This is a genomic window from Arthrobacter sp. LT660, from assembly GCF_056172845.1.
Genome location: NZ_CM149651.1, coordinates 34,530 through 58,280, shown reverse-complemented (window position 1 = coordinate 58,280; position 23,751 = coordinate 34,530). Strand labels below are relative to the sequence as shown.

At 67.7% G+C, this 23,751-nt stretch carries 22 protein-coding genes, 1 pseudogene and 1 riboswitch; of the genes and pseudogenes, 10 read left to right on the top strand and 13 right to left on the bottom strand.

The features are described 5' to 3' along the window. Positions 1-148 precede the first annotated feature (148 nt). The 3 genes from AC0QSG_RS00290 to AC0QSG_RS00280 form a co-directional block, all read right to left on the bottom strand. Entirely contained in the window at positions 149-1,264 is a 1,116-nt protein-coding gene (locus tag AC0QSG_RS00290) for a BMP family lipoprotein (protein ID WP_435727530.1), read from the bottom strand. A gap of 203 nt (positions 1,265-1,467) precedes the next feature. Continuing rightward, positions 1,468-2,685 carry an amidohydrolase gene (locus AC0QSG_RS00285; protein WP_475376265.1) on the bottom strand — a complete coding sequence of 406 codons (1,218 nt, stop codon included), beginning with the start codon at positions 2,683-2,685 and terminating at the stop codon, positions 1,468-1,470. A gap of 63 nt (positions 2,686-2,748) precedes the next feature. Then, entirely contained in the window at positions 2,749-3,861 is a 1,113-nt protein-coding gene (locus AC0QSG_RS00280; protein ID WP_475376264.1) for a mannose-1-phosphate guanylyltransferase, read from the bottom strand. A 250-nt stretch (positions 3,862-4,111) separates the two neighbouring features. Here AC0QSG_RS00280 and sdhC point away from each other — a divergent pair, with 250 nt between their 5' ends. From sdhC to AC0QSG_RS00255, 5 genes are all read left to right on the top strand, one after another. Further along, positions 4,112-4,507, top strand: a complete 396-nt coding sequence (gene sdhC, locus AC0QSG_RS00275) for a succinate dehydrogenase, cytochrome b556 subunit (RefSeq protein ID WP_435727524.1) — start codon at positions 4,112-4,114, stop codon at positions 4,505-4,507. A gap of 3 nt (positions 4,508-4,510) precedes the next feature. Next, on the top strand, positions 4,511-4,957 hold the full coding sequence (locus tag AC0QSG_RS00270) for a succinate dehydrogenase hydrophobic membrane anchor subunit (RefSeq protein ID WP_475376263.1): 447 nt from the start codon (positions 4,511-4,513) through the stop codon (positions 4,955-4,957). A gap of 52 nt (positions 4,958-5,009) precedes the next feature. Next, complete coding sequence (gene sdhA / locus AC0QSG_RS00265; RefSeq protein ID WP_435727520.1) at positions 5,010-6,797, top strand: succinate dehydrogenase flavoprotein subunit; 1,788 nt, start codon at positions 5,010-5,012, stop codon at positions 6,795-6,797. Next, positions 6,797-7,576 (top strand): succinate dehydrogenase iron-sulfur subunit, encoded by a 780-nt coding sequence (locus AC0QSG_RS00260; protein ID WP_435727518.1) that lies wholly within the window; start codon positions 6,797-6,799, stop codon positions 7,574-7,576. Before sdhA ends, AC0QSG_RS00260 begins: the two co-directional genes overlap by 1 nt. A 172-nt stretch (positions 7,577-7,748) precedes the next feature. Continuing rightward, positions 7,749-8,513 (top strand): alpha/beta hydrolase family protein, encoded by a 765-nt coding sequence (locus tag AC0QSG_RS00255; RefSeq protein ID WP_475376262.1) that lies wholly within the window; start codon positions 7,749-7,751, stop codon positions 8,511-8,513. Positions 8,514-8,548: 35 nt separating this feature from the next. Here the strand turns inward: AC0QSG_RS00255 and AC0QSG_RS00250 are convergent, their stop codons facing one another. The 10 genes and pseudogenes from AC0QSG_RS00250 to glyA all read right to left on the bottom strand — a co-directional run bounded on the left by AC0QSG_RS00250 (position 8,549) and on the right by glyA (position 17,086). Next, positions 8,549-9,466 (bottom strand): YihY/virulence factor BrkB family protein, encoded by a 918-nt coding sequence (locus AC0QSG_RS00250; protein WP_475376261.1) that lies wholly within the window; start codon positions 9,464-9,466, stop codon positions 8,549-8,551. Positions 9,467-9,689: 223 nt separating this feature from the next. Continuing rightward, positions 9,690-10,280, bottom strand: a complete 591-nt coding sequence (locus AC0QSG_RS00245; protein ID WP_475376260.1) for a 2'-5' RNA ligase family protein — start codon at positions 10,278-10,280, stop codon at positions 9,690-9,692. Positions 10,281-10,283: 3 nt separating this feature from the next. Continuing rightward, positions 10,284-11,369, bottom strand: a complete 1,086-nt coding sequence (gene trpS / locus AC0QSG_RS00240) for a tryptophan--tRNA ligase (RefSeq protein ID WP_475376259.1) — start codon at positions 11,367-11,369, stop codon at positions 10,284-10,286. Between the two features lie 11 nt (positions 11,370-11,380). Further along, complete coding sequence (locus AC0QSG_RS00235; RefSeq protein WP_475377341.1) at positions 11,381-12,229, bottom strand: exodeoxyribonuclease III; 849 nt, start codon at positions 12,227-12,229, stop codon at positions 11,381-11,383. Between the two features lie 15 nt (positions 12,230-12,244). Continuing rightward, positions 12,245-12,760 carry a hypothetical protein gene (locus tag AC0QSG_RS00230; protein WP_475376258.1) on the bottom strand — a complete coding sequence of 172 codons (516 nt, stop codon included), beginning with the start codon at positions 12,758-12,760 and terminating at the stop codon, positions 12,245-12,247. Positions 12,761-12,855: 95 nt separating this feature from the next. Next, a complete protein-coding gene (locus AC0QSG_RS00225) occupies positions 12,856-13,215 on the bottom strand; it encodes a VOC family protein (RefSeq protein ID WP_435727508.1) in 360 nt (119 codons plus the stop codon). A 61-nt stretch (positions 13,216-13,276) separates the two neighbouring features. Further along, positions 13,277-13,560: pseudogene (locus AC0QSG_RS00220) on the bottom strand (ABC transporter permease); the annotation flags it as partial. 138 nt (positions 13,561-13,698) lie between these two features. Next, the gene (locus AC0QSG_RS00215; protein ID WP_475376257.1) at positions 13,699-14,583 is read right to left on the bottom strand and encodes a hypothetical protein; all 885 of its coding nucleotides are present in this window, start codon (positions 14,581-14,583) and stop codon (positions 13,699-13,701) included. Between the two features lie 136 nt (positions 14,584-14,719). Then, positions 14,720-15,616 (bottom strand): bifunctional methylenetetrahydrofolate dehydrogenase/methenyltetrahydrofolate cyclohydrolase, encoded by an 897-nt coding sequence (locus AC0QSG_RS00210; protein ID WP_435727607.1) that lies wholly within the window; start codon positions 15,614-15,616, stop codon positions 14,720-14,722. A 180-nt stretch (positions 15,617-15,796) separates the two neighbouring features. Beyond that, positions 15,797-17,086, bottom strand: coding sequence for a serine hydroxymethyltransferase (glyA, locus tag AC0QSG_RS00205; protein WP_435727505.1), 1,290 nt, complete (start codon positions 17,084-17,086; stop codon positions 15,797-15,799). 74 nt (positions 17,087-17,160) lie between these two features. Then, positions 17,161-17,246: riboswitch (ZMP/ZTP riboswitch) on the bottom strand. A gap of 155 nt (positions 17,247-17,401) precedes the next feature. On the opposite strand from glyA, the gene purU reads away from it, so the two are divergent. The 5 genes from purU to AC0QSG_RS00180 all read left to right on the top strand — a co-directional run bounded on the left by purU (position 17,402) and on the right by AC0QSG_RS00180 (position 23,712). After that, the gene (purU, locus tag AC0QSG_RS00200) at positions 17,402-18,253 is read left to right on the top strand and encodes a formyltetrahydrofolate deformylase (RefSeq protein WP_435727504.1); all 852 of its coding nucleotides are present in this window, start codon (positions 17,402-17,404) and stop codon (positions 18,251-18,253) included. Between the two features lie 9 nt (positions 18,254-18,262). After that, complete coding sequence (locus tag AC0QSG_RS00195; RefSeq protein ID WP_475376256.1) at positions 18,263-18,790, top strand: gamma carbonic anhydrase family protein; 528 nt, start codon at positions 18,263-18,265, stop codon at positions 18,788-18,790. A 209-nt stretch (positions 18,791-18,999) separates the two neighbouring features. Beyond that, entirely contained in the window at positions 19,000-20,079 is a 1,080-nt protein-coding gene (locus AC0QSG_RS00190; protein WP_435727501.1) for a Gfo/Idh/MocA family protein, read from the top strand. A 744-nt stretch (positions 20,080-20,823) separates the two neighbouring features. Then, on the top strand, positions 20,824-22,293 hold the full coding sequence (locus AC0QSG_RS00185; RefSeq protein WP_475376255.1) for a glutamate-cysteine ligase family protein: 1,470 nt from the start codon (positions 20,824-20,826) through the stop codon (positions 22,291-22,293). Between the two features lie 228 nt (positions 22,294-22,521). Then, the gene (locus tag AC0QSG_RS00180) at positions 22,522-23,712 is read left to right on the top strand and encodes an ROK family transcriptional regulator (RefSeq protein ID WP_435727496.1); all 1,191 of its coding nucleotides are present in this window, start codon (positions 22,522-22,524) and stop codon (positions 23,710-23,712) included. The last annotated feature ends 39 nt before the right edge of the window (positions 23,713-23,751 follow it).

The window sequence follows — 23,751 nt, the reverse complement described above, 5'->3', positions numbered from 1 at the left end:
CTGTGCCCAGCGTAACCGCGCGTCCGGCGGGCATGCCCGTAAACGCGCCGCCCGCCCGCGCAGGGGTTCCTGCGGGGACGGACGGCGCGTCGGCGTATGCCCGCCGGTGCGTGGCGGCCGGTGCGCGGAAACCCACCGGCCGCGGCTGCTACTTGGGGCTGGAGGGGGACTCCGCCTTGACGTCGCCGGAGATGATGTCCGCCTTGAGCTGCTCGAGTTCCGACTTCAACTCGTCGGAGACCTCGGAGTCGAGATCGTGGAACGGGGCCAGCGCGACGCCGTCGTTCTCCAGGGTTCCCACGTACGGGGTGTTGTCCCAGTTGCCGTTGACGTCCTCGGTGATGACCTGCTGCACGGCCTCGCCCATCAGCTTCATGACCGAGGTCAGGATGAACTCCTTGCCGTTCGGGACCGTGAGGAAGCCGTCGGAGTCGACCCAGATGACCTTGACGTCCTTGCCGCCGGCGTTGAGTTCCTTCACGGCGTCGAGCGTTCCCAGCCCCACCGGGCCGGCGACGGGCAGGACGATGTCCGCGCCCTCGTTGACGAAGTTGGTGGTGTTCGTCTTGCCCTTGCCCTGGTTCTCGAAGTCGCCGGTGAAGGTGCCGTTCTGGGTTTCGGAGTTCCAGCCGAGGACCTCGACGTCGGTGCCCTTCTCCGCGTTGTGGTGCGCGACGCCCTCGGCGAAGCCGTCCATGAAGATGGTGACGGTCGGGATGTTCATGCCGCCGTAGGTGGCGACCTTGCCGGTCTCGGTGGTTCCCGCGGCCAGGTAGCCGGCCAGGAACGCGGCCTGCGCCGTGTCGTAGACGATCGGCTTGACGTTGTCTGCCTCGATCGAGCCGTCGTCAACAATGGCGAAGTGCGCATCCGTGTTGGCCGCAGCGATCTTCTTGGTCGCGTCGGCGAGCAGGAAGCCGACCGTGACGGTCAGATCGCATCCGCCCCGCACCATGGAGTTCAGATTCGGCTCGAAGTCCGTCGCCGCCTGGGACTCGGCCTGCTTCGTGGAAATGCCGAGCTCCTCCTTCGCCAGCGTCAGCCCCTCGTAGGAGGACTGGTTGAACGAGCGGTCCTCGAATCCGCCCGAATCGGACACGATGCAACCGGTGTAGTCGGCGGCGCCGGCCGGCGCGGATCCGGCGGCGCTGGACGGTGCGGCTTCGGGTGCGGCGCCGCAGCCGGTGAGCGCGAGTGCGGACGCGCCGAGGACGGCGGCCGCAACACCGGTGGAGCGCTTGAGCTTGCGCAGTGAATTCTTCAAGATTCCTCCAGTAACGAGTAAGCCCAGCACCGATCCACGGCGAGTGTCCGCACGAGTGTTCTGTTTTCGACGGGTGTGCTGAAACGCGGGCGCGACCGCGCCCGGAATTAACGAACCAAGACTAGCCGTGGCCCGTCGATGCCCACCACCCCAGGGAGCGCCGGATATCTACATCGTTGACGTTTTGTTACCAAGCCGTAGGGCTATTGGCCGGAACGTCTTTCGAGTTCCGCGGCGGCGCGCAGTGCCGCGGACGCCATCACCCGCACGCCGGTCACGATCGCGCGCTCGTCCGGCGCGTAGTCGCCCCGGTGCAGGTCGTATGTCTCGCCGCCGGGCGTCCGCGTACCCAGGCGCATCATCGAACCGGGGATCCGGTTGGTCATCCAGGCGAAATCCTCGCCACCCATGGACTGCGGCGTCAGCACAATGGCCCCCGAACCGAACTCCGCGCGGGCGGCATTCTCGATGAGGTCCGTCTCCGCCTCCGTGTTAACCACCGGCGGCACCCCCCGAGTGTGCTCCAACTTGACCTCGACGCCGTAGGGAACGGCGACCTGCCGCACCACCTCGTCCAGGAGGTCGCCGGCACCCTGCCAGGCCTCGCCGTCGAGGCAACGCATGGTGCCGGCCATGTAGCCGGTCGCGGGGATGGCGTTCGGGGCCGAGCCCGCGTGGATCTGGCCCCAGACAACGGACACCGCGCTGCGCACGTCGATGCGCCGGTTCAGCACCGCCGGGACGTTGACAGCGATCTCCGCCAACGCGAACACCAGGTCCTCCGTGAGGTGGGGCCTGGACGTGTGCCCGCCGCGTCCCGTGAGCTCGATCTTGATCGTGTCGCTGGCGCTCGTGATGGCACCGATGCGCGTGCCGATGGTGCCGGCGTCGATCCGGGGTTCGCAGTGCAGCGCAAGGATGCGCGGGACCTCGTCGAGCACGCCCTCCTCGATGACGGACAGCGCGCCGCCGGGCATTGTTTCCTCGGCGGGTTGGAAGATGATCCTGATCCGGGCCGCGAGCCGCCCCGCGTCCAAGAGCCTCTTGAGCGTCAGCGCGACGCCGAGCATCACCGTGGTGTGGACGTCGTGGCCACACGCGTGGCACACGCCCGTCCGGGTCGAGGCGTACTCGAGCTCCGTTTCCTCCAGAATGGGAAGCGCGTCGATGTCAGCGCGCAGCCCCAGCGCGATCGGCCCCGCGCCCACGTCGACGAACAAGCCGGTGCTTTCCAGTCGCTGGGGCTCCAGGCCGGCGTCGGACAGCGCCTCGACGAGCTTTTCGGTGGTGCGGAACTCCTTGAAGGACAGCTCCGGGTGCGCGTGCACGTCGCGGCGGAACGCGACAAGCTGGCCCACCAGCGGTTCCACCCACTCCCCCAGTGGCGGAATGTGCGGCTCGGCGTCGGTTACGGATCTCACAGGGAAACCCTACGTCCAAGCGCCCGGAAACCCACGATGGGCGCCCGACGCGCCATGAACGCCCTAGAGCACATCCACGTCACCGGAGGCCTTGAGCGCCGCCACCGCCTCCTTGACGGACTGCGCGTGCTCCTTGGTGGTGACCAGCAGCGCGTCGGGGGTGTCCACGATGACCACGTCCTCGATCCCGATGAGCGCGATGACGCGCTTCGAATCGGACACCACGACGCCGGAGGCGCGGTCCGCGTAGACGCGGGCCCCCTCCCCGAGAACGGTGATGTGGCTGCTCTCCGCGGCGGGGTTGAGCCGGCCGATCGCGGCGAAGTCGCCGACGTCGTCCCAGGTGAAGGTCCCGGGGATCATCGCCACGTCGCCGACGGCCGCGGCCGGTTCGGCGACGGCGTAGTCGATGGCGATCTTCGGCAATCCCGGCCAGACGCGCGCCATGACCTCGTCGCGTTCGTCGGTGTCCCAGGCCGCCGCGATCTCCAGGAGGCCCCGGTGGAGTTCCGGCTCGTTGCGTTCCAGGTGGGCGAGCATCAGGGCCACCGGCGCCACGAACATGCCGGCGTTCCAGAAGTAGTCGCCCGTGTCGATGTAGGACTGCGCGACGTCCTCATTCGGCTTTTCCACGAATTCGACGACGTCGGTGGCACTGGGCGCCCCGGCGACCTCCAGCGGGGCACCGCTGCGGATGTAGCCGAAAGCGGTCGAGGCCACCGTGGGGCGGATGCCGATCGTCACGATTTTTCCGCCGGCCGCCGTGTGCACGGCCTCGCGCACGGCCTGCTGGAAGACGTCGACCGGGCCGATCACCTGGTCCGCGGCGAAGGAACCCATGATGGTGTCGGGATCGCGGCGGTAGAGGATCGCCGCGGCCAGCCCAATGGCCGCGGCGGAGTCCTTGGGTTCGCTCTCCAGGACGAGCTTGCCGTCGTCGAGCTCCGGCAGCTGGCCCAGGACGGCGGCGCGATGGGCCTGGCCGGTGACCACCATGATCCGCTCCCCGACCAGGGGGCACAGACGGTCGTAGGTGGCCCTGATGAGGGTCGTGCCGGAACCCGTCAGGTCGTGCAGGAACTTCGGCGCGGCGGCACGGGACAACGGCCAGAGGCGCGTTCCCACGCCACCTGCCGGAATGACGCAATGGAAGCGCCCCAACGGATCAGAGTTCATCCCCACAGGCTAGCGGATCCGCCCCGCGGGACGGCCCACGCGCCCGTAGCCATTTAGGGCACGCCGGCGTTGCCGAACTAGGCCACATTTCGCGGACTTCCGGCCGCGTCGCGTCTCATTGGTGAGGCTTCTCACAAGAGGCGCCGCAATGATGCGGGCGCGGCAGCCCCGTGGTCTAAGATCGGGCTTGAACGCTCACGCACCGGCGTCAATTTTTTGTGTGGCAGCCGCACAAGCGCCCTTGCGATGCATGGAGGTTAATTCAGTGTCGAAGACTTCGTCAGGCACCCTCTACCGTGGCCGCGAAGGCCAATGGTCCTGGGTCGGACATCGTGTCACCGGTGTCGTCATATTCTTTTTCCTATTGGTGCACGTGCTCGACACGTCCCTGGTCCGGGTCTCCCCCGACGCGTACGACGCCATCATGGAGACCTACAAGAACCCGTTGATGGCCCTCGGTGAACTCGGCCTCGTGGCAGCCATCATGTTCCACGCGTTCAACGGCCTGCGGCTCATCCTGGTCGACTTCTGGAAGCAGGGCCCCAAGTACCACCGCCAGATGCTGTGGGGCGTCTTGGCCGTGTGGGCCGTCACGATGATCGGTTTCTCGATCCGCCACCTTTCCCTCGCATTTGGAGGCTACTAAGCCATGGCAACTGAATTCGTAGCCCCGCGTTCGGGCCGCATCGAGGCCCGGTACAACCGCTCGAACAACAAGAGCAGCAACTTCGAGATGCTGGCATGGCTGTTCATGCGCCTCTCCGGACTGGTCCTCGTCGTCCTCATCTTCGCCCACCTCTTCGTCAACCTGCTCGTCGACGAGGGCGTCCACGGGATCGACTTCGGTTTCGTCGCCGGCAAGTGGGCCAACCCGGTCTGGCAGTTCTGGGACCTGACGATGCTCTGGCTGGCCATGCTGCACGGCACCAACGGCGTGCGCACCATCATCAACGACTACGCGGACAAGAGCGGCACCCGTTTCTGGCTGAAGACGGTGCTGTACGTCAGCACGGCCGTGATCATCGTGCTGGGCACCCTCGTGATCTTCACGTTCGATCCCTGCATCGCGGGCTCCACCCTCCCCGTCTGCCAGTAGTACCGGCGCACTGCGCCGACACCAAAGTCTTAGAGAAGAGAGAGCATCCGGTATGCAGGTACATAAGTACGACGTCGTCATCGTCGGCGCAGGTGGCGCCGGCATGCGCGCCGCCATCGAGTCCGGCCAGCGCGCGCACACGGCGGTACTCACCAAGCTTTACCCCACGCGCTCCCACACGGGCGCCGCCCAGGGCGGCATGTGCGCGGCACTTGCCAACGTCGAGGAAGACAACTGGGAGTGGCACACGTTCGACACCGTCAAGGGTGGCGACTACCTGGTGGACCAGGACGCCGCGGAGGTCATGGCCAAGGAGGCCATCGACGCGGTGCTGGACCTGGAGAAGATGGGCCTGCCCTTCAACCGGACGCCCGAGGGCAAGATCGACCAGCGCCGCTTCGGCGGACACACCCGCGACCACGGCAAGGCACCCGTCCGGCGCGCGTGCTACGCCGCGGACCGCACCGGCCACATGATCCTGCAGACGCTGTACCAAAACTGCGTCAAGCACAACGTCGAGTTCTACAACGAGTACTACGTGCTGGACCTGCTCACGGTCGAGGAGGAGGCCACCCGCGAGGACGGCACCACATTCCTCCAGAAGCGCGTGGCCGGCGTCGTCTCCTACGACCTCGCCAGCGGCGAGCTGCACATTTTCCAGGCCAAGTCCGTGGTTTTCGCGACCGGCGGCGCGGGCAAGGTCTTCAAGACCACGTCCAACGCGCACACCCTGACCGGCGACGGCATGGGCATCGCGTTCCGCAAGGGCATCCCGCTGGAGGACATGGAGTTCATCCAGTTCCACCCGACCGGCCTGGCCGGCCTGGGCATCCTGCTCTCCGAAGCCGCACGCGGCGAGGGCGCGATCCTGCGCAACTCCGAGGGCGAGCGCTTCATGGAGCGCTACGCCCCCACCATCAAGGACCTGGCACCGCGCGACATCGTGGCCCGTTCGATGGCCAACGAGGTACGCGAGGGCCGCGGTTGCGGTCCGAACAAGGACTACGTCCTCCTGGACCTGACCCACCTGGAGCCCGCGCACATCGACGCGAAGCTTCCGGACATCACGGAGTTCGCCCGCACGTACCTCGGCGTCGAGCCCTACACCGAGCCGGTTCCGGTCTTCCCGACCGCGCACTACATCATGGGCGGCGTGCCGACCAACATCAAGGCCGAGGTCCTCCAGGACAACGACACCGTGGTCCCCGGCCTGTACGCCGCCGGAGAGGTGGCCTGCGTTTCCGTGCACGGTTCCAACCGGCTCGGCACCAACTCCCTGCTGGACATCAACGTCTTCGGCAAGCGCGCCGGGATCCAGGCCGCGGAATACGCCAAGACGGCGGACTGGGTCGATGTGCCGGAGAACGCCGCGGCGGAAACCGTGGCCCTGCTGGAAGTCGTGCGCAACGGCGGCGGCAGCGAGAAGGTCGCCGCCATCCGCAAGGACCTGCAGGACACCATGGACCTGAACATGCAGGTGTTCCGCAGTGGCGACACGATCACGCAGACGCTGGCGGACATCACCGCCCTGCGTGCGCGCTACGCCAACATCACCGTGCAGGACAAGGGCAAGCGCTTCAACCTGGACCTGCTCGAGGCCGTCGAGCTCGGCTTCCTGCTGGACCTCGCCGAGGTCATGACCGTGGCGGCCATGCACCGCAACGAATCGCGCGGCGGCCACTTCCGGGAGGACTTCCCGGACCGCGACGACGCCAACTTCATGCAGCACTCGATGATCTACCGCGACGCGGCCGCGGAGACCGAAGGCGTCAAGGGCATGCGTTTCGACACCAAGCCCGTGATCTTCACCCGTTACCAGCCGATGGAGCGTAAGTACTGATGAGCACCGAACTTCCCGAACCAGCATCGAAGGTGGACCTCGCAGAGAGCGCGGGCGGCGGAGAGATCCCCCAGTTCGACATCACCCTGCGCGTCCGCCGGTACAACCCCGAGGTCTCCGAGGACGCCACGTGGGAGGACTTCGAACTCACCATGTACGGCACCGACCGCGTGCTGGATGCCCTCCACAAGGTCAAGTGGGAACACGACGGATCGCTGTCCTTCCGCCGCTCCTGCGCCCACGGCGTCTGCGGCTCCGATGCCATGCGCATCAACGGCCGCAACCGCCTGGCCTGCAAGACGCTGCTGAAGGACCTGGACACGAAGAAGCCGATCACGGTGGAGGCCATCAAGGGCCTGCCCGTCGAGAAGGACCTGATCGTGGACATGGAGCCGTTCTTCCAGTCCTACCGGGAGGTCATGCCGTTCCTGGTCTCCAAGGGCCACGAGCCGGCCAAGGAGCGCTACCAGTCCGCCGAGGACCGGGAGCGCTACGACGACACGACCAAGTGCATCCTGTGCGCCGCCTGCACGTCGTCCTGCCCGGTCTTCTGGACCGACGGCCAGTACTTCGGCCCGGCCGCGATCGTCAACGCGCACCGCTTCATCTTCGACTCGCGCGACGACGCCGGGGACATGCGCTTGGAGATCCTCAACGACAAGGAGGGTGTGTGGCGCTGCCGCACCACCTTCAACTGCACTGAGGCCTGCCCGCGGGGCATCCAGGTCACCAAGGCGATCTCCGAGGTCAAGCAGGCCATCCTGGCCCGTTCCATGTAGTTTCCGTTGTGCCGGAAGGCGCCGCTGCCCGCCGGCAGTAAGATTCCCTCGTTCCTCGGGAATCCATCCCGGCTTGGCGCAGCGGTGCCTTCCGCTTTTGTGGTCGGTTAAGCCTGCCATCCGTCCACTACCCTGCGTCCACGAACGCACACATCGAATCGAGTCGACACGCATGACCCACGAGAAGTTCACCTTTGCCAGTGCCAGCGGCCACGAGCTGGCCGCCGTCCTCGACCTGCCGGAGGGCGAGGTCCGCGGGTGGGGCGTTTTCTCGCACGGCTTCACGCTCGGCAAGGACTCGTTGGCCGCCTCGCGCGTGTGCCGCGGCCTCGCGGCCGAGGGTATCGGCATGCTCCGTTTCGACAACCTGGGACTGGGCGACTCGACCGGGGACTTCGCCGAAACCTCGTTCAGCCTCAAGGTCCGGGACACGGTGCTCGCCGCGCGTGCCCTCAACGAGCGCGGCCACGCGGCGGAGTTGCTCGTGGGCCACTCCCTCGGAGGCGCCGCGGTCCTGGCCGCCGCGGCAGAGGTCCGCCCCCGGGCCGTCGCCACGATCGGGGCGCCCTACTCCCCCGGGCACCTCACGCACACCATCGAGCACCTGCTCGCGGAGATCGAGGAGACCGGAAGCGCCGAACTGAACCTCGGCACGCGCAAGCTGGAGGTGACGCAGGCGTTCGTGCGCGATCTCGATGCGCACGACCTGCGGGCCTGCATCAACGGCCTACAGGCCGCCCTGATGGTGATGCATGCCCCCACGGACAACACGGTGGGGATCTCCAACGCCGGCGATATCTTCCAAGCCGCCAAGCATCCCAAGTCGTTCCTGTCGTTGGACCGCGCCGACCACCTGCTGACGCAGCGCGTCCACGGGGCCCGGGCGGCGCGGATGATCGCGGCCTGGGCCGAACAGTATCTGGACTCCAGCCACTAGATCTGGACCCCACCACTCATGGCGACGCGAGCCGTTCAGCGGCGCGCCTGCCACCCGGCGCCTCCGGGGATGCCTGCCTGCCGGCGTTCGACGGCCTGGCGCTTGAGGCTGAGTTGGCCGGTCCGGGCCGCGTGCCGGGCCTCTGAATCGGCCTTGCCGACGGCTCCCCAGGCCGTGGCGATCAGGTAGACCTGGCTGAGGAAGAAGAACCAGATGAACAGGCCGAGGATCACCGCGAAAGACGCCAGCAGGGGGTTCCTCGTGGCGCCGCCCAGCAGTTCGGAACTGAAGTAGCGCAACAGTGTGGACCCGGCACCCGCAAGCAGCGCCGACTGGATCATGACCATCCTGGGCATCCGGATACCGGAGGCGAGCCGGAAGAGCACCACGGCCGCCATGGCGTCCAGTAGAAGCATGACGACGATGCTGGTCAGGCGCGTCATCACGACGGCGAACAGGGATTGGATGTTCAGCAGATCGATCACGACGTCAAGCGCCGCACCGGCGACGAGTCCGACGGCGGTGGTCACCGCAAGGGAGAGGCCCAGAATGGCCAGGACGCCCAGGTCCTTAAGCGCGAGGAAGACGGAGTTCATGGCTAGCGGCGGCAGCCCGAAGACTCCTCGCATGCCCTCCCGGAGACCGGCGATCCAGCGCAGCGAGGTCAGCAGCATGGCGGCCGTGGAGATCGCGAGCGCCAGACCGAAGCCGCCGGAGTTGAAGAGCTGTTCCGGCTTGGCAAGCCCGCCCTCGCCGGTGTCGATGAGTCCGGGCGTCGACTCGGCCACCGTGTCCACCACCGCCTGTTGCAGCCCGGGGTTGCCGCTGGCGACGAGGCCGAAGATGGAGAAACCGGCCACCAGCAGTGCGGCCACGGAAAAGAACATGTGGTAGGCGCTGCCCGCGGCCATCAGCGGGCCGTGTCGCCGGCGGTAGAGGTTCCAGACTCGCATGAGACGCCAACCGTTCAAGAGGGCCAGCAACCAACCCGATAGTGCCTTCGCACGTGCCGCGGCGGGGGCACCTTCGCGTCTGGCCCGACCCCAAGCCGTTCGCTTGCGCAGCGTTTCGGCCCGCAGTCCCGCCTCATCCAGGGGCGTCGCTGGCCCATCCGGCGAGCGGTCGTCCCCCGCCGGACCGCCGGCCCCGGCCGCGGACCGCTGCGGGGTGGATGCGCTAGTGCGTTTGGTCTGCGGTGCCACCAAGGTGCAACTCCTCACGTAGGGCCCACAGGCCGCGGGAATCGTGCTCGAACAGGCCGACCTTCTCGACCATGAAATCCGCTTCGTAGTCCTTCAACACCGTCATCGCGTGGTCCATGCCGGCCTCCGTGACGTCGTGGGCGACGGTCAGGTGTGGGTGGTACGAGAATTCGGGATCGTGGTCCAACGGGCCGGTCTGCAACTGCCTGTGCAGCCGGATGCACTCGTCCCACCCGCTCGTGACGTTCAGGTAGACGACCGGGGAGACGGGTCTGAAGGTGCCCGTTCCGCGCAGCCGGACCCGGAAGGGCCTGCCGGAAGCGGTCACCCGCCGGACGTGCGCCTTCGCCCGCTCCCAGTCGTCCGTGGCCGTCCCGGTCACCAGCGTGATGTGCGGGGGCACGACGGCGGCCATCGGATCTCCGAAGGAAGCACGCCAGCGCTCAAGCTCGCCGCTCAGGTCCAGCGGCAACCCGATGACTATGCCGACGCGGTTCATCTCGGCGTCGTGGACCTGGCCCACCACGCCCGTCGCCGCATCGGGCCTGCCCTCGACGCGGCCCATTGCCTAGAGGGCCGTCCCGGCGCGGCTGGCGGCGAGCTTGCCACCGGTCGCGGTGGCCGGCGTCGCCTGTTGCAGGAAACCGACTTTCTCGTACACGTCCTCCAACGTAGCAGACGCCGTTTCGCGTGCCTTGAGCGCCCCGTGGGCCAGCAGCCGGTCGAGCTCCGCGGGGTCGTCCAGCAGTTCGCGCGTCCGATCGCGGATGGGTGTGACACGCTCGACGACGGCTTCGGCGACGGCGACCTTGAGGTGTCCGTACATCTTGCCTTCGAAGTCAGCCACCAGCGTCGCCACCGGGATCTCACTGACCGCGGAGAGGATCTCCAGCAGATTGGTGACCCCGGGCTTCCGCTGGCGGTCGTGGGCGATGACCGTATCGTCGTCGGTCACCGCGGACTTGATCCGCTTCGCGATGGTCTTCGGCTCATCCAGGATGTTGACGAGTCCGTTCGGGGTCGATGCCGACTTCGACATCTTGGTGGTGGGGCTCTGGAGGTCGTAGATCCGGGCGCCCTCCTTCTGGATGAACGCCTCCGGGACAGTGAACGCCTCGCCGAACCGGTGGTTGAAGCGCTGCGCCAGATCGCGCGCCAACTCCACGTGTTGCCGCTGGTCGTCGCCGACGGGGACGCCCTGTGGCTGGTACAGCAGGATGTCGGCGGCCATGAGGACTGGATAGGTGAAAAGACCGACACTGGCGGTGTCCTGCCCGCCCTTGGCCGACTTGTCCTTGAACTGCGTCATCCGCGATGCCTCGCCGAATCCGGTGATGCAGTTGAGCACCCAGGCCAGTTGCGCGTGCTCGGGAACCTGCGACTGGACGAACAGGGTGGACTTGTCGACGTCGATTCCGCCGGCGATGTACTGCGCGGCGGTGGTGCGGGTGCGGGCCCGCACGGCCGCCGGATCCTGCGGGGTGGTGATCGCGTGCATGTCGGGGACGAAGAAGTAGCAGTCGTATGCGTCCTGGGTCTTGACCCAGTTGACGAGGGCTCCGAGGTAGTTGCCCAGGTGCAGGGAATCGGCGGAGGGCTGCATGCCGGAGAGGACGCGGGGGCGAACGGCTCCTGCGGAAAGCGATTCAGTCATCGTGGTGTCCTTCAGAACTGGTAGTCGACGACCAGCGGTGCGTGGTCGGAGAAGCGCGTGTCGTAGGAGGCCGCGCGGTCGACGACGGCCTGGGACGCGAGGGCGGCGAGTTCCGGCGTCGCCATCTGGTAGTCGATGCGCCAGCCGGTGTCCTTGTCGAAGGCCTGCCCCCGCCACGACCACCAGGTGTACGGGCCGTCGACGTCGCCGGCGAGTTCGCGGGCAACGTCCTTCCAGCCGATCTCCTCGCCGAAGAAGCGGTCGAAGTAGGCGCGTTCCTCCGGAAGGAAGCCCGCCCTCTTGACGTTCCCCCGCCAGTTCTTGATGTCGCGCTGCGTGTGCCCAACGTTGAGGTCCCCGACGACCAAGGCGAAATCCTTCTCGGCCCGCAACGCCGGCAGCCGGCCCAGCATCACGTCGAGGAACCGGTACTTGTCGACCTGTTTGGGGGTGTCCACCTGTCCCGAGTGGACGTAAGCGCTGGCGACGGTCAGGATCCTGCCGTCGCCCAACGGCAGGTCCGCCTCCACCCAGCGTCCCGCCGTCGCGAAGAACTCGTCCCCGATGTGCGCGCGCGTCTGAACCGGCTCCCGGCGGGAGGCGATAGCGACCCCGGCACGGCCCTTCGCCTCGGCCACCGCGTGCAGGATATGCCAACCCTCCCCGATCAGGTCGCGGAGGATGGCGTCCGGTGCACGGACCTCCTGCAGGGCCAGGACATCGACGTCGCGGTCGGCCAGCCAGTCCGCCATGCCACGCTTGTAGGCGGCACGGACGCCGTTGACGTTGACCGAGGCGACGCGCAGCGCACCTTCGGACTTGGACAGCTTCGATTCCACAGCGGCACTCACCCGATCCAGCTTACCCAATGGGGGCTAGTCGATGACCTCGCCCGAGAGCGGTCCGGAGCCGTTCGCCGGCTTCATCATGCCGCGCGCGTTGTGCGCGGTGATTTCGATCGTCTCGACGGCGCGTTCGACCATGGAGCGGGCTTCTTCCCCGGACTTGCCGACGTGCTCCTTGATGACGCCGGCCTGCACCTGCACGATCTTGAGCGAGTGGTCCAGCTTGAGGTCGCGGTTGCGCGTCGCCTCGTCCACCACGACGGTCTGTCCCGGACCGGCCGAGCGGGACGCCATCCCCGCCGTCGCACTCTTGAGCTGGTCCTGCATCTTCCGCGCGCCACGGCGCAGACCGAAGACCAGGAAAGCCGAGAGCATCAACCATCCCAGCGATACGATGGCCACGATCCAGCCGATGACGTCGTTCTCGTTCGCCGCGAAAACGACGGCGACCAGGAATACCGTCACCATGACGGCCAGCGACAGCGTGCTTGCCTTGAGGGTGATCTTCTTGTCCTGCGCGGTGGTGGCATTGCCGAGGAATTGCATGGATACATTGTCTCAAACGCAACCGCCTCCCCCGCGCCGTTCTACCGTGGGCGAACAGCGCAACGCTGCGCCGGCGGCCAGACGGGGTTTTACGCCTACCAGGTCACGAGGCAGAACGGATGCCGCTGCGGGTCCAGGTACACGCGGTAGTTCTGCCCGCCGGTGTTCACGGACGTCGCGCCCAATTTCAGCACCTGTTCCTCCGCGAGGTCGAGGTCGTCCACGCGGATGTCCAGGTGCGCCTGCTGCGGGTGCACGTGTCCGGGCCATTCGGGCGGCACGTAAACATCGACGCGCTGGAACGCGATGGCGGGCCGGTCGGGCGCGTCGCCGATGGTGATCCATCCGTCGTCGTCCTCCTGGACCCGCACCATGCCCAGCGCCTGCTCGTAGAATGCCGCGAGGGTGTCGGTGTCCTCGCAGTCGAATACGACGGCATGCCACTTGCCGATCATCGTGTCTCCTCCGGTTGGGGCTATCCAGCCTACCCTCCGCGCGGTCCCGCCTGGCGGGCGCCTACTTGAGAAAGAGCGTGCGCAGGCGTCTGGTGGTCAACACCACGCCCACGACGATCATGACCACGTAATACAGCACGTGGCCGGCCATCGCCCCGCCGAAGGCGCCCACGCCGAGTTGGCGCAGAAGCTCCACGCCGTGCCCATCCCGATCGAGGCGAAGCCGAAGGCGACCAGCACAGAAGCCGGAATCATGAGCAACGCCCACCACGAGGTGATCAGGCCCATCATGCCCATGACCGCGGTGAACCCGGTGGCGTACAGGAATCCGCGCAGCACAACCAACATGTAGGTCCAGAAAGTGATTGGCGCAACTCAATCAGAGATGGACTCAAATGTGCCCCGGGGCGGCACGCAAACGGCGCCGGCGCCGCGGGGGCGCCGACGCCACGCGTCGTACCTGTGGGACCCTACCGTCCCTCGCTAGGCACGGTGGCGGGGATCGTGCGGATCCCCGTGGGTGGACCCTGACGGCTTGCCGGTTTCCGGGTCCAGGTCGGGATCCTCCGGACGCGTACGCGGATCGGCATCCTGATCCAGTCCGCGCTGATCCGCATCGCCGGTGGAGCGTCCTCCCGGCTGCCAGGAGTCCTCGTCCGACGTAGCGGTGCGAGCGTTCTGGTGGCCCGGCCCACCGTCGTGCTCAGAAGACCGTCCGGCGGAGCCGTCCCAGCCGTCGTCGGACGCTGGCTGCGGGTCGGCGCCGCGCTCCGGGTCCTTGTCATACAGGCGTTGGTGGCTCCCGCCCGCTTCGTTCGGCGCGGCTCCGGCGACCGGCCGGTCGCTGCTCGCGCCTCCGTACTCAGACGAGTCCGTGGCTCGGCCGTGGTCGTCACCGGCGACGCGACTGGGGCCGTCGTCGTCGTCGGCACGCGTCCGGTCGTGGCCTGTTGCGGCGGCACCGGTGCCGGCAGCGGCCGGTGCCGCTTCCCCGCGGGGGTTGCCGTCACCATCGCGCGACTTCCGCTTGCCCACGTCCGGGTCGAGCTCGTCCGCCCGACGCATCTGCTCGTCGGTTTCCTCGCGGCTGGACCGGGCCTCGGCCGCCTTCGCCTCGGCCTCCTGGCGCTTGCGTGCGGCCGCATTGTCGGCTTCCCTGGCCTCGACCTCGGCCTTCTCCGCCTGAACCTCGCGTTCGCGGGCCGTCAGATCCGTCTCCTGCGCCGACGCGCGGATCTCCTGGGCCTCGTGCCGGTCCCGTTCCTGCTGCTTCCGGCGCTGCCGCTTGCCGATGGCAAGGGCGATGCCGATTAGCACCAGCAACACCACCACGGCGACGACGATCCACACAATCTGGGTACTGTCCATTGCTCAAAACCCCTTTTCTGGGCCGTTTTCCTCTGGACCCTGCCAGCCCTTTCTACCACCTTCACGGGTCGCTGGACACAGTTCGGCCTCCGCTCCCCGAGGGGTACGGAGGCCGCTGACTTGACCTTTTGTCTACCTACTGGGCGGGCTCGACGCTGCGCTCGGCCGCCTCGACCACGTTGGACAACAGCATGGCGCGCGTCATCGGACCGACTCCGCCCGGGTTTGGGGATATCCAGGAAGCCACCCCGACGGCCGCGGGGTCGACGTCGCCCGTGACGACCGCCTTGCCATTGCCGTCGTCGACACGGCTCACGCCGACGTCGAGCACGATCGCCCCGGGCTTGAGGTCCTCGGCTTTGATCATGTGCGCCTGTCCGGCCGCGGCCACCACGACGTCGGCGCCGCGCAGATGCGCCGCCAGGTCGGCGGTTCCGGTGTGGGCCAGCGTGACCGTCGCGTTGATGTCGCGGCGCGTGAGCAGGAGTCCGATCGGTCGCCCGATGGTCACTCCGCGCCCGACAACCAGAACATTCTTGCCGGCGAGCGACAACCCGTGGCGCTCGAGCAGTTCGATGCATCCCTTGGGCGTGCAGGGCAAGGGCGACACCATAGGGCGGTTGACGTTCGCGACGAGCCGGCCGAGGTTCATCGGGTGCAGTCCATCGGCGTCCTTGTCCGGGTCCATGGCCTCGAGGACGGTGTCCTGGTCGATGTGTTTGGGCAACGGGAGCTGGACGATGTATCCGGTGCAGTCCGGGTTCTCGTTCAGCTCGCGGACCTTGGCCAGCAGTTCCTCCTCGGTCGTGTCCTCGGGGAGGTCCACGCGGATGGAGTTGATGCCCACCTCGGCGCAGTCCTTGTGCTTGCCACCCACGTACCACTGGGAGCCCGGATCCGAGCCCACCAGAATGGTGCCGAGCCCGGGAACCACCCCTTTGGTTTTGAGCACGGCGACGCGCTCTGTCAGTTCCGCCTTGATGGCGGCGGCTGTGGCCTTGCCGTCGAGAAGCTGCGCCGTCGCCTGCTCCACCGATTTTTCGTGTGCCATGTTAGGTGTTCAACTCCTGTTCTAGTAGGAAGGCTTTCCCGCGTTCGCAGCAGCCTGTGAAACAGCACTCCGCCGCGGGGATGTCGAATTCGTCGGATGCGGCCGCAGCGGAAGCCAAGGCGCCCGCGGGCAAATCCGCATCGCCGGCAGCGTCTGGATCAGCTACCACTGCTCCAGACCCTGGTACAGCGGTAGCCCGGTCGCCAGCTTTTCGACCCGGGCGCGCAGATCGTCGAGGTTCGCCGCGGCCCCGTCGCGCAGGGCGGACGCGATGATCTCGGCGACCTCGGTGAATTCCGGCGCCCCGAATCCACGGGTGGCCAGGGCCGGCGTGCCGATCCGCAGACCGGAGGTGACCATCGGCGGCCGGGGATCGAACGGCACCGAGTTGCGGTTGACGGTGATGCCCACGGAATGCAGGAGGTCCTCGGCCTGCTGGCCGTCGAGTTCGGAGTCGCGCAGGTCCACGAGCACCAGGTGGACATCCGTGCCGCCGGTCAGAACCGAGACGCCGCGGTCCGCGACGTCCGCCTCCGTCAGGCGCTCGGCGAGGATGCGCGCGCCTTCCAGGGTGCGTTCCTGGCGTTCCTTGAACTCGGCCGAGCCCGCGATCTTGAAGGCGACGGCCTTGGCCGCGATGGCGTGCATCAGCGGCCCGCCCTGGTGGCCGGGGAAGACGTTGGAGTTGATCTTCTTGGCGAGGTCGGCATCGTTCGTCAGGATCAGGCCCGAACGGGGTCCTGCGAGCGTCTTGTGCACGGTGGAGGTGACGACGTCGGCGTATGGCATCGGGCTCGGATGCAGCCCGGCGGCGACCAGACCGGCGAAGTGGGCCATGTCGACCCACAGCTTCGCACCGACCTCGTCGGCGATCGCGCGGAACCGCGCGAAATCGAGCTGGCGCGGGTAGGCGGACCAACCGGCGATGATGACCTGCGGCTTCTCCGCAACGGCCTGCGCGCGCAGCTTGTCCATGTCGACGCGGAACGTCTCCGGATCGACCTCGTAGGCCGCGACCTTGTAGAGCTTGCCGGAGAAGTTTAATCTCATGCCGTGGGTCAGGTGCCCGCCGTGCGCCAGCGACAGGCCGAGGATCTTGTCGCCTGGCTTGATCATCGCCGAGAGTGCCGCGGCGTTGGCCGAGGCCCCGGAGTGCGGCTGGACATTGGCGAAACTCGCTCCGAAGAGTTCCTTGACTCGCTCGATGGCCAGGTTCTCGGCCACGTCGACGTGCTCGCAACCGCCGTAGTAGCGGCGTCCGGGGTATCCCTCGGCGTACTTGTTCGTCAGGACGGAGCCCTGGGCCTCGAGTACGGCCCGCGGGGCGAAGTTCTCCGAGGCGATCATCTCCAGCGTGTTGCGCTGGCGTCCGAGCTCGGCGTCCAGAACGGCAGCGATCTCGGGGTCGACGTCGGCCAGGGCCTGGTTGGTGACGGTGTTCTCGTGGGTCACGGGTGATCTCCTGAAGCGGGAAAGTGGGTTGTCTGGGGCAAGGTCGAGTTCTCGGCTCACGCTTCGAACACATGACCTTGGGCCCAGGCGCGCGGTCCGTGGTCGTCTCTCTTGCTGCTCCCCGGTGGTCTTCCACCCAACGCCAGTCGCAACGCGATCAATGCTAGCCGACCGTCGCGTCGCGGTGGGCAAGGAATACGCGCGGATCCGGGATCATTGACGACTATGAATTAAACCTTCAACGATCCGCGGAATGGCCCGCTCGGGCGACCTCGCGCGGCCGCGGGCTTCGCCGGCTGGCGGTATGGTTTTCCGGTGACCACCACCGAGCATTTCACCGTGTCCCTCTCCTGTGCCGACCGGCCGGGAATCGTGCATGCCGTGTCCGGCGCCCTGCTGGAGGCGGGTTGCAACATCACGGAATCCCAGCAGTTCGAGAGCAGCGAGACCGGCACGTTCTTCATGCGTGTTGCCGTCGCCACCGCGGACGGCCAGGGGCGCTTGAGCGCCTCGCTGGCGCCGGTGTCGTCCGCCTTCGGCATGGACCTGGGGGTCCACCCGGCGAGCCGGCCCCTGCGCACGCTCGTCATGTGCTCCAAGGAGGGGCACGCGCTGAACGACTTGCTGTTCAAGCAGCGCAGCGGCTCCCTGCCCATCCATGTGCCGGTGATCGTGTCCAACCACCCGGACCTGCGCCCGCTGGCGGATTTCTACGGCGTCCCCTTCGAGCACGTTCCGGTCACCTCGTCGACCAAGGCCGACGCCGAGGCCCGCCTTCTGGAGTTGATGGCCGAGCACGACGTCGAGCTGGTGGTCCTGGCGCGCTACATGCAGATCCTCAGCGACGACCTGTGCCGCGCGTTGTCCGGCCGGGCCATCAACATCCACCACTCGTTCCTGCCCTCGTTCAAGGGCGCCCGGCCCTATCACCAGGCGCACGCGCGCGGCGTGAAGCTGATCGGGGCGACGGCGCACTACGTGACCGCAGACCTCGACGAGGGACCGATCATCGAGCAGGAGGTCATCCGGGTCAACCATGCCGGGACCCCCGAACAGTTCGTGTCCATGGGTCGCGACGTCGAGGGCCGCACGCTGGTCCGCGCCGTCCAGTGGCACGCGCAGCGCCGCGTTATGCGCGACGGACAAAGGACGGTCGTCTTCGCCTAGGGTGATGCCATGGCACACATCATCACCATCGACGGCAAGACCCCCGAAATCGCGGACAACACGTTCGTCGCGCCCACCGCGACCCTCTCCGGCGACGTGGTTCTCGGCCGCGGATCCAGCGCGTTCTATGGCGTATCGGTCCGGGGCGACTCGGACGCGATCCGCATTGGAGAGGGAACGAACCTCCAGGACAATGTTGTGGTGCACGCCGACGCGGGAATGCCCTGCACAGTGGGCGAACGCGTTTCCGTGGGGCATTCCGCGGTGATCCACGGATGCACCATCGGAGACGACTGCCTGGTGGGCATGAGCGCGACGATCATGAACGGGGCGGTCATCGGCGCGAACTCCCTCGTGGCCGCCGGCGCGCTGGTGCTCGAGGCGATGGAGGTTCCGCCCGGCTCCCTGGTGGCCGGCGTGCCGGCCAAGGTCCGCCGCGCACTTTCCCCCGAGGAGATCGAGTCGCTCAAGACCAACGCCTCCACGTACCTGGAGCTCGCACGCAAACACCGTGAAGCGACGGCCGATCAACCCTAATTGTCCGTGGACACAAGAACGGCCCCCGTCGCCTAAGACGGGGGCCGTTTAAGTGCTGCGCCTCCGGCCCGTTCAACCCGAGGAGCAACCGCATGCGATCAACCCACAGCACAATCATAGTCGTACTTTGACGGGGTTCGTCAAGTCGAGAAGGGGATCATTTTCCACTTCGCGGCCATTCGACGGCCGCGCTGTGGAAAACTGGGCTCATGGCCGAGTTCATACCCCTTCCCCCGTGCGCGACCCCGGGCGCCCCGTCCCCCCTCCGCGCGACCGGACGGACGCTCCGCTGGGGAGTCGTATCCACCGGGCGCATCGCCGACAGGGTGGTCGACGACCTCGTCCTCCTCGAGGATTCCGAGCTGCACGCGGTCAGCTCGCGCGACCGCGGGCGCGCCGAGTCCTTCGCCGAACGGCACGGCGCGGCAAAGGCCTATTCCGACGACGGCGCGGCGAAAGCCTACGACCTGATGTTCGCGGATCCGGAAGTCGAAATTGTCTATATCGCGACGCCCCACGGCCAGCACTACGAGGTCGCGAGGGCCGCACTGGAGGCGGGGAAACACGTCCTGTGCGAGAAATCGCTGACCATCAACGCGGCGGAGGCGGAGGAACTGGTGCGCCTGGCCGGCGAGCGCGGGCTGTTCCTGATGGAGGCGGTCTGGACCCGGTTCCTCCCGGCCGTCCACCGCGCCCTGTCGATCGTGCGCTCCGGGGAGATCGGAGACGTCGCCTGGGTGCGCGCGGACCTCGGCTTCCCCGCTGCCTACGACCGCGCGTGGCGCCTGTGGGATCCCGCCGCCGGCGGCGGGGCGCTCCTGGACCTCGCCGTCTACCCCCTGACCTGGTCGCTGGGTGTGCTGGGGTTTCCGCTGTCGGTCCAGGCCGCGGGCATCCTGAACGACGACGGAGTGGACCCCCAGGAGTCCCTCACGCTGACCTACTCCGGAGGACGCCAGGCCCAGCTCATGTGCAGCCTGGTCGGCGCCGGCCCGCGAGACGCCACCATCGCCTGCACCGGCGGCTGGCTCCGGGCCACCGCTCCCCTGAACAACCCCTCGCGCATCGAGGTGCATCAGATCGGGGCGGAGCCGCGCTTCGAGGAGTTCGAACCCGTGGGCCACAACTACACCTACGAATTGCGCGAGACCACCCGCTGCATCCAGGACGGGCTGCTCGAGAGCCCCACCATGCCGTGGACGGACACCGTCAACACCATGCGACTGCTGGACGGGGTCCGCAACCAACTCGGCCTGCGCTACGACAACGACCTGCGCACCCACCGCTAGGGGGAAGGCGGCCGCGCCCGGCCGTTCTCCACACCCCATCCGACTCTCGGCCGGCGCGGCGGCGTTCGTCCTGTGGGGCATGGCGCCGGTCGTCTTGGCGACGGCGGCCTGCTTCCTGGCGGGCGCGGCACTGCTGCTCTTCGCCCCTGTCGACGAAACCGTTCACCACGACCCGGCGGAGGAGACGTGGTGGCAGCGCACGACGGGGGGCTTCACCCACATCCATGCCCACCCGCGGCTCCGGGCGACGGCGCTGGCGTTCATGCTCGCCATGGCCGCGGGGCGTGGTCAATTCGACGGTTTTCGCCACCGTCGACACCGGGCTGGGCATGCCCGTCGGGTTCCTGTCCGTCATGGTGGCCATCCAGGGGGTCGCCTCCGTCGCATCGGGACTCTCCGCGGACGCCGTCATCCGCCGGCTCGGGTTCGAACGGACCATCGTCGCCGGGAGCACGTTGTTCGCCGTCGGGCTGGCGTGCCAAACCTCGACCCTGATGTGGGCGGTTCTCGGCGGCGTCGTTCCCTTCGCCGCTGGCATCCCCTTGATCGTGGGTGCGGCCAACCCCGTTCTGCGCGGAGCTCGCGTGGCACGCCCGGGAGCTGCCGGACCGACACGCATTCCCGCGGCAGCGGGGCCGACGGCAACCCCGGTGCCGGACGTGGCGCACGCGGACCTCGCCGTGGCCCCGGGCCGAAGTCCGACTAGCGTATACAGCCGCGTTCGTTCGCCAGTACGCTCAAGCCATGGGAGCCGAGGTCAGCGCCAAGACATTCAGCCGCGAGCAGCGGACCCGTTACCGCGAACGCCTCATGCAGAACCTGGAGACGTTCGAGGGGCTCCTCTCCAACTGCCGCTTCGCCGACACGGCGACCATCGGCCTGGAGCTCGAGCTGAACCTGGCCAACGACGACTTCACGCCGGCCCTGAGCAATGCCGCCGTGCTGGAACAGATCGCGGACCCGGCGTTCCAGACGGAAATCGGCGCGTTCAACATCGAGCTCAACCACCCGGCGCTCTCCGTCGCCGGACGCGGCCTGCGCGAACTCGAAGAGAGCCTCCGCGCCCAGTTGAACCGCGCCGACAGGCGCGCCGAGAACGCTGGCGCCGGAATCCTGATGATCGGCATCCTGCCGACCCTGCGCGAGAACCTGGTCCGCGACAAGGCGTGGATGAGCGCCGGAAAACGGTACGCCGCCCTGAACCACTCCGTCCTGGCCGCGCGCGGCGAAGACGTCCTCATAGACATCCTCGGGGAGGAGCGGCTGCGCTTCTACGCCGCGAACATCGCGCCGGAGGCCGCCTGCACGTCCGTCCAGCTGCACCTCCAGGTCTCCCCCGCGGAATTCGCCCCCGTGTGGAACGCGGCCCAAGTCATCGCGGGACCGCAGGTGGCGCTGGCAGCCAACTCGCCCGTGTTCATGGAGAAGCTACTGTGGCAGGAATCGCGGATCGAGGTCTTCAAGCAGGCCATCGACACGCGGCCGCCCGAGATGCGGAACCAGGGGGTGCGGCCCCGGGTCTGGTTCGGCGAGCGCTGGATCACGTCGATTTTCGACCTGTTCGAGGAGAACGTCCGCTACTTCCCCGCGCTGCTTCCGGAGGTTGCCCGCCGGCGGGCCGAGACGACCATCGCGGGGGCCCCGCAGTTGCACGAGCTGCGTCTGCACAACGGCACGGTCTACCGCTGGAACCGCCCCATCTACGATCCGGGCGACGACGTGCCCAACCTGCGGCTCGAGAACCGGCTGCTGCCCGGCGGACCCACGGTGATCGACACCGTAGCCAACGCGGCCTTCTTCTTCGGCCTGGTCCGGAAGCTGCGGACGGCGGATAGGCCACTGTGGTCCCGGATGGCATTCTCGACGGCCTCGGACAACTTCCTGGCCTGTGCCCGGCAGGGGCTGGACGCCACCGTGTACTGGCCCGGCCTCGGCGACATACCCGTCACGGAACTGATCGTCCGCCACCTTCTGCCGCTGGCCGCCGAGGGGCTCGACGAACTGGCCGTGGACCAGCCGGTCGCGAACCGCTACCTCGACGTATTGCGCGAGCGGGCCCGGTCGGAGCAGAACGGCGCCACTTGGCAGGTCGGAGCCCTGCGGAGATTGGAACAACACGGCCTGGACCGCCGCAAGGCACTCCAGGAAATGACTCGACTGTACTGGGAGCACATGCACCATTCCGGAGCGGTCCACGAGTGGCCCCTCCCCTAGGGCGTCTGGCGCAACACCCGCCCCTCCCCGGGAGCGCCCCGCCCGGCAGGTTCATGCATGCCCCGCAGGACCCCGCATGAAGCTGCGTCCTACGCACGGGCCTGCAACCGTCGACGGATGTGGACGCCACCAGACTTTGAGAAAACCCTACGAACGCAGATAACGAATTTACCGAGTTTTGCCCTTACTTCTTGACTTCAATGCCGAATGTGATGCAGGCTACATGTCATGCCTTCGTCAACGCCGACCACAGCGGCCCGCCGGAGCAATCCCGGCTCCCAGTCGGCATTGCGCCACCGCAACCAGCAGCTCGTCATCGAGTGCCTGCTCGGCGGCCCGTCCACACAAGCCGAACTCTCCCGAAGCACCGGCCTCTCGAGCGCCACCGTGTCCAACATCGTCAAGACCATGGTCGACGACGGAATGGTCTCCACGGAGCCAACCACCAGCTCCGGACGGCGCGCGCTCAATGTCCGCCTCTCCGGCAAGGGAACCGTCGCCGTCGGCGTGGACTTCGGCCGACGACACCTCCGCGTGGTCCTGGCCTCGCTGGGACATCGGGTCATCGCCGAGGAGTCCGTCGCCCTCCCCCTGGGGCACCAGGCCGAGGACGGCATCGAGGCCGCCACGGCCCTCGTATCGCGCCTGATCGACGAGGCAAAGGTGGACCGTTCCGCCGTCGTCGGCGCCGGGGTCGGCATCCCCGGACCGATCGACCGGCGCACCGGCACCGTGGCCCAGGGAGCCATCCTGCCGGAATGGGTCGGCATCAACATCCTCGAAAGGCTCGAGCACGCCCTGCGCATGCCGGTGTTCGTCGACAACGACGCCAATCTGGGCGCGTTGGCCGAGGTGACATGGGGCGAACACGGGCAGGTCAAGAACCTGGTGTTCCTGAAGATCGGCTCCGGCGTCGGCGCGGGCCTGATCCTCAACGGCCTGCCGTTCTACGGGCACGTCGGCATCACGGGCGAACTAGGGCACGCCACCATCGACGAGCACGGGCAGGTGTGCCGCTGCGGCAACCGCGGTTGCCTGGAAACGGTCGCCTCGACGACCACCATGATCGAGCTGCTGGGTCGAGGCGGGGACGCCCCCGGCACGGCGGCCGACATCGTCCGCAACGCCCTCGAGGGCGACTCCGCAACGCTGCGCGTGCTCGAGGACGCGGGTGCCGCCGTCGGCCGCGCGCTGGGCAACGTCGCGAACCTCCTCAATCCCGAGGTCATCGTCGTGGGTGGACCGCTGGCGGAACTCGGCGAACTGCTTCTGGAGCCGGTTCGCCGCGGCCTGCTGCGGCATGCGGTGCCGGTCGTCGGCGAAAACACGCGTGTGGCCATGTCGTCGCTGGGTGACCGCGCCGAGGCCCTCGGCGCCGCAGCGCTGGTCTTCCAACACGCCAGAAGCGGGGAATCGTGACGGCCGGCGCCGTACGCGGACTCCGCGCGCCCCTTCCGG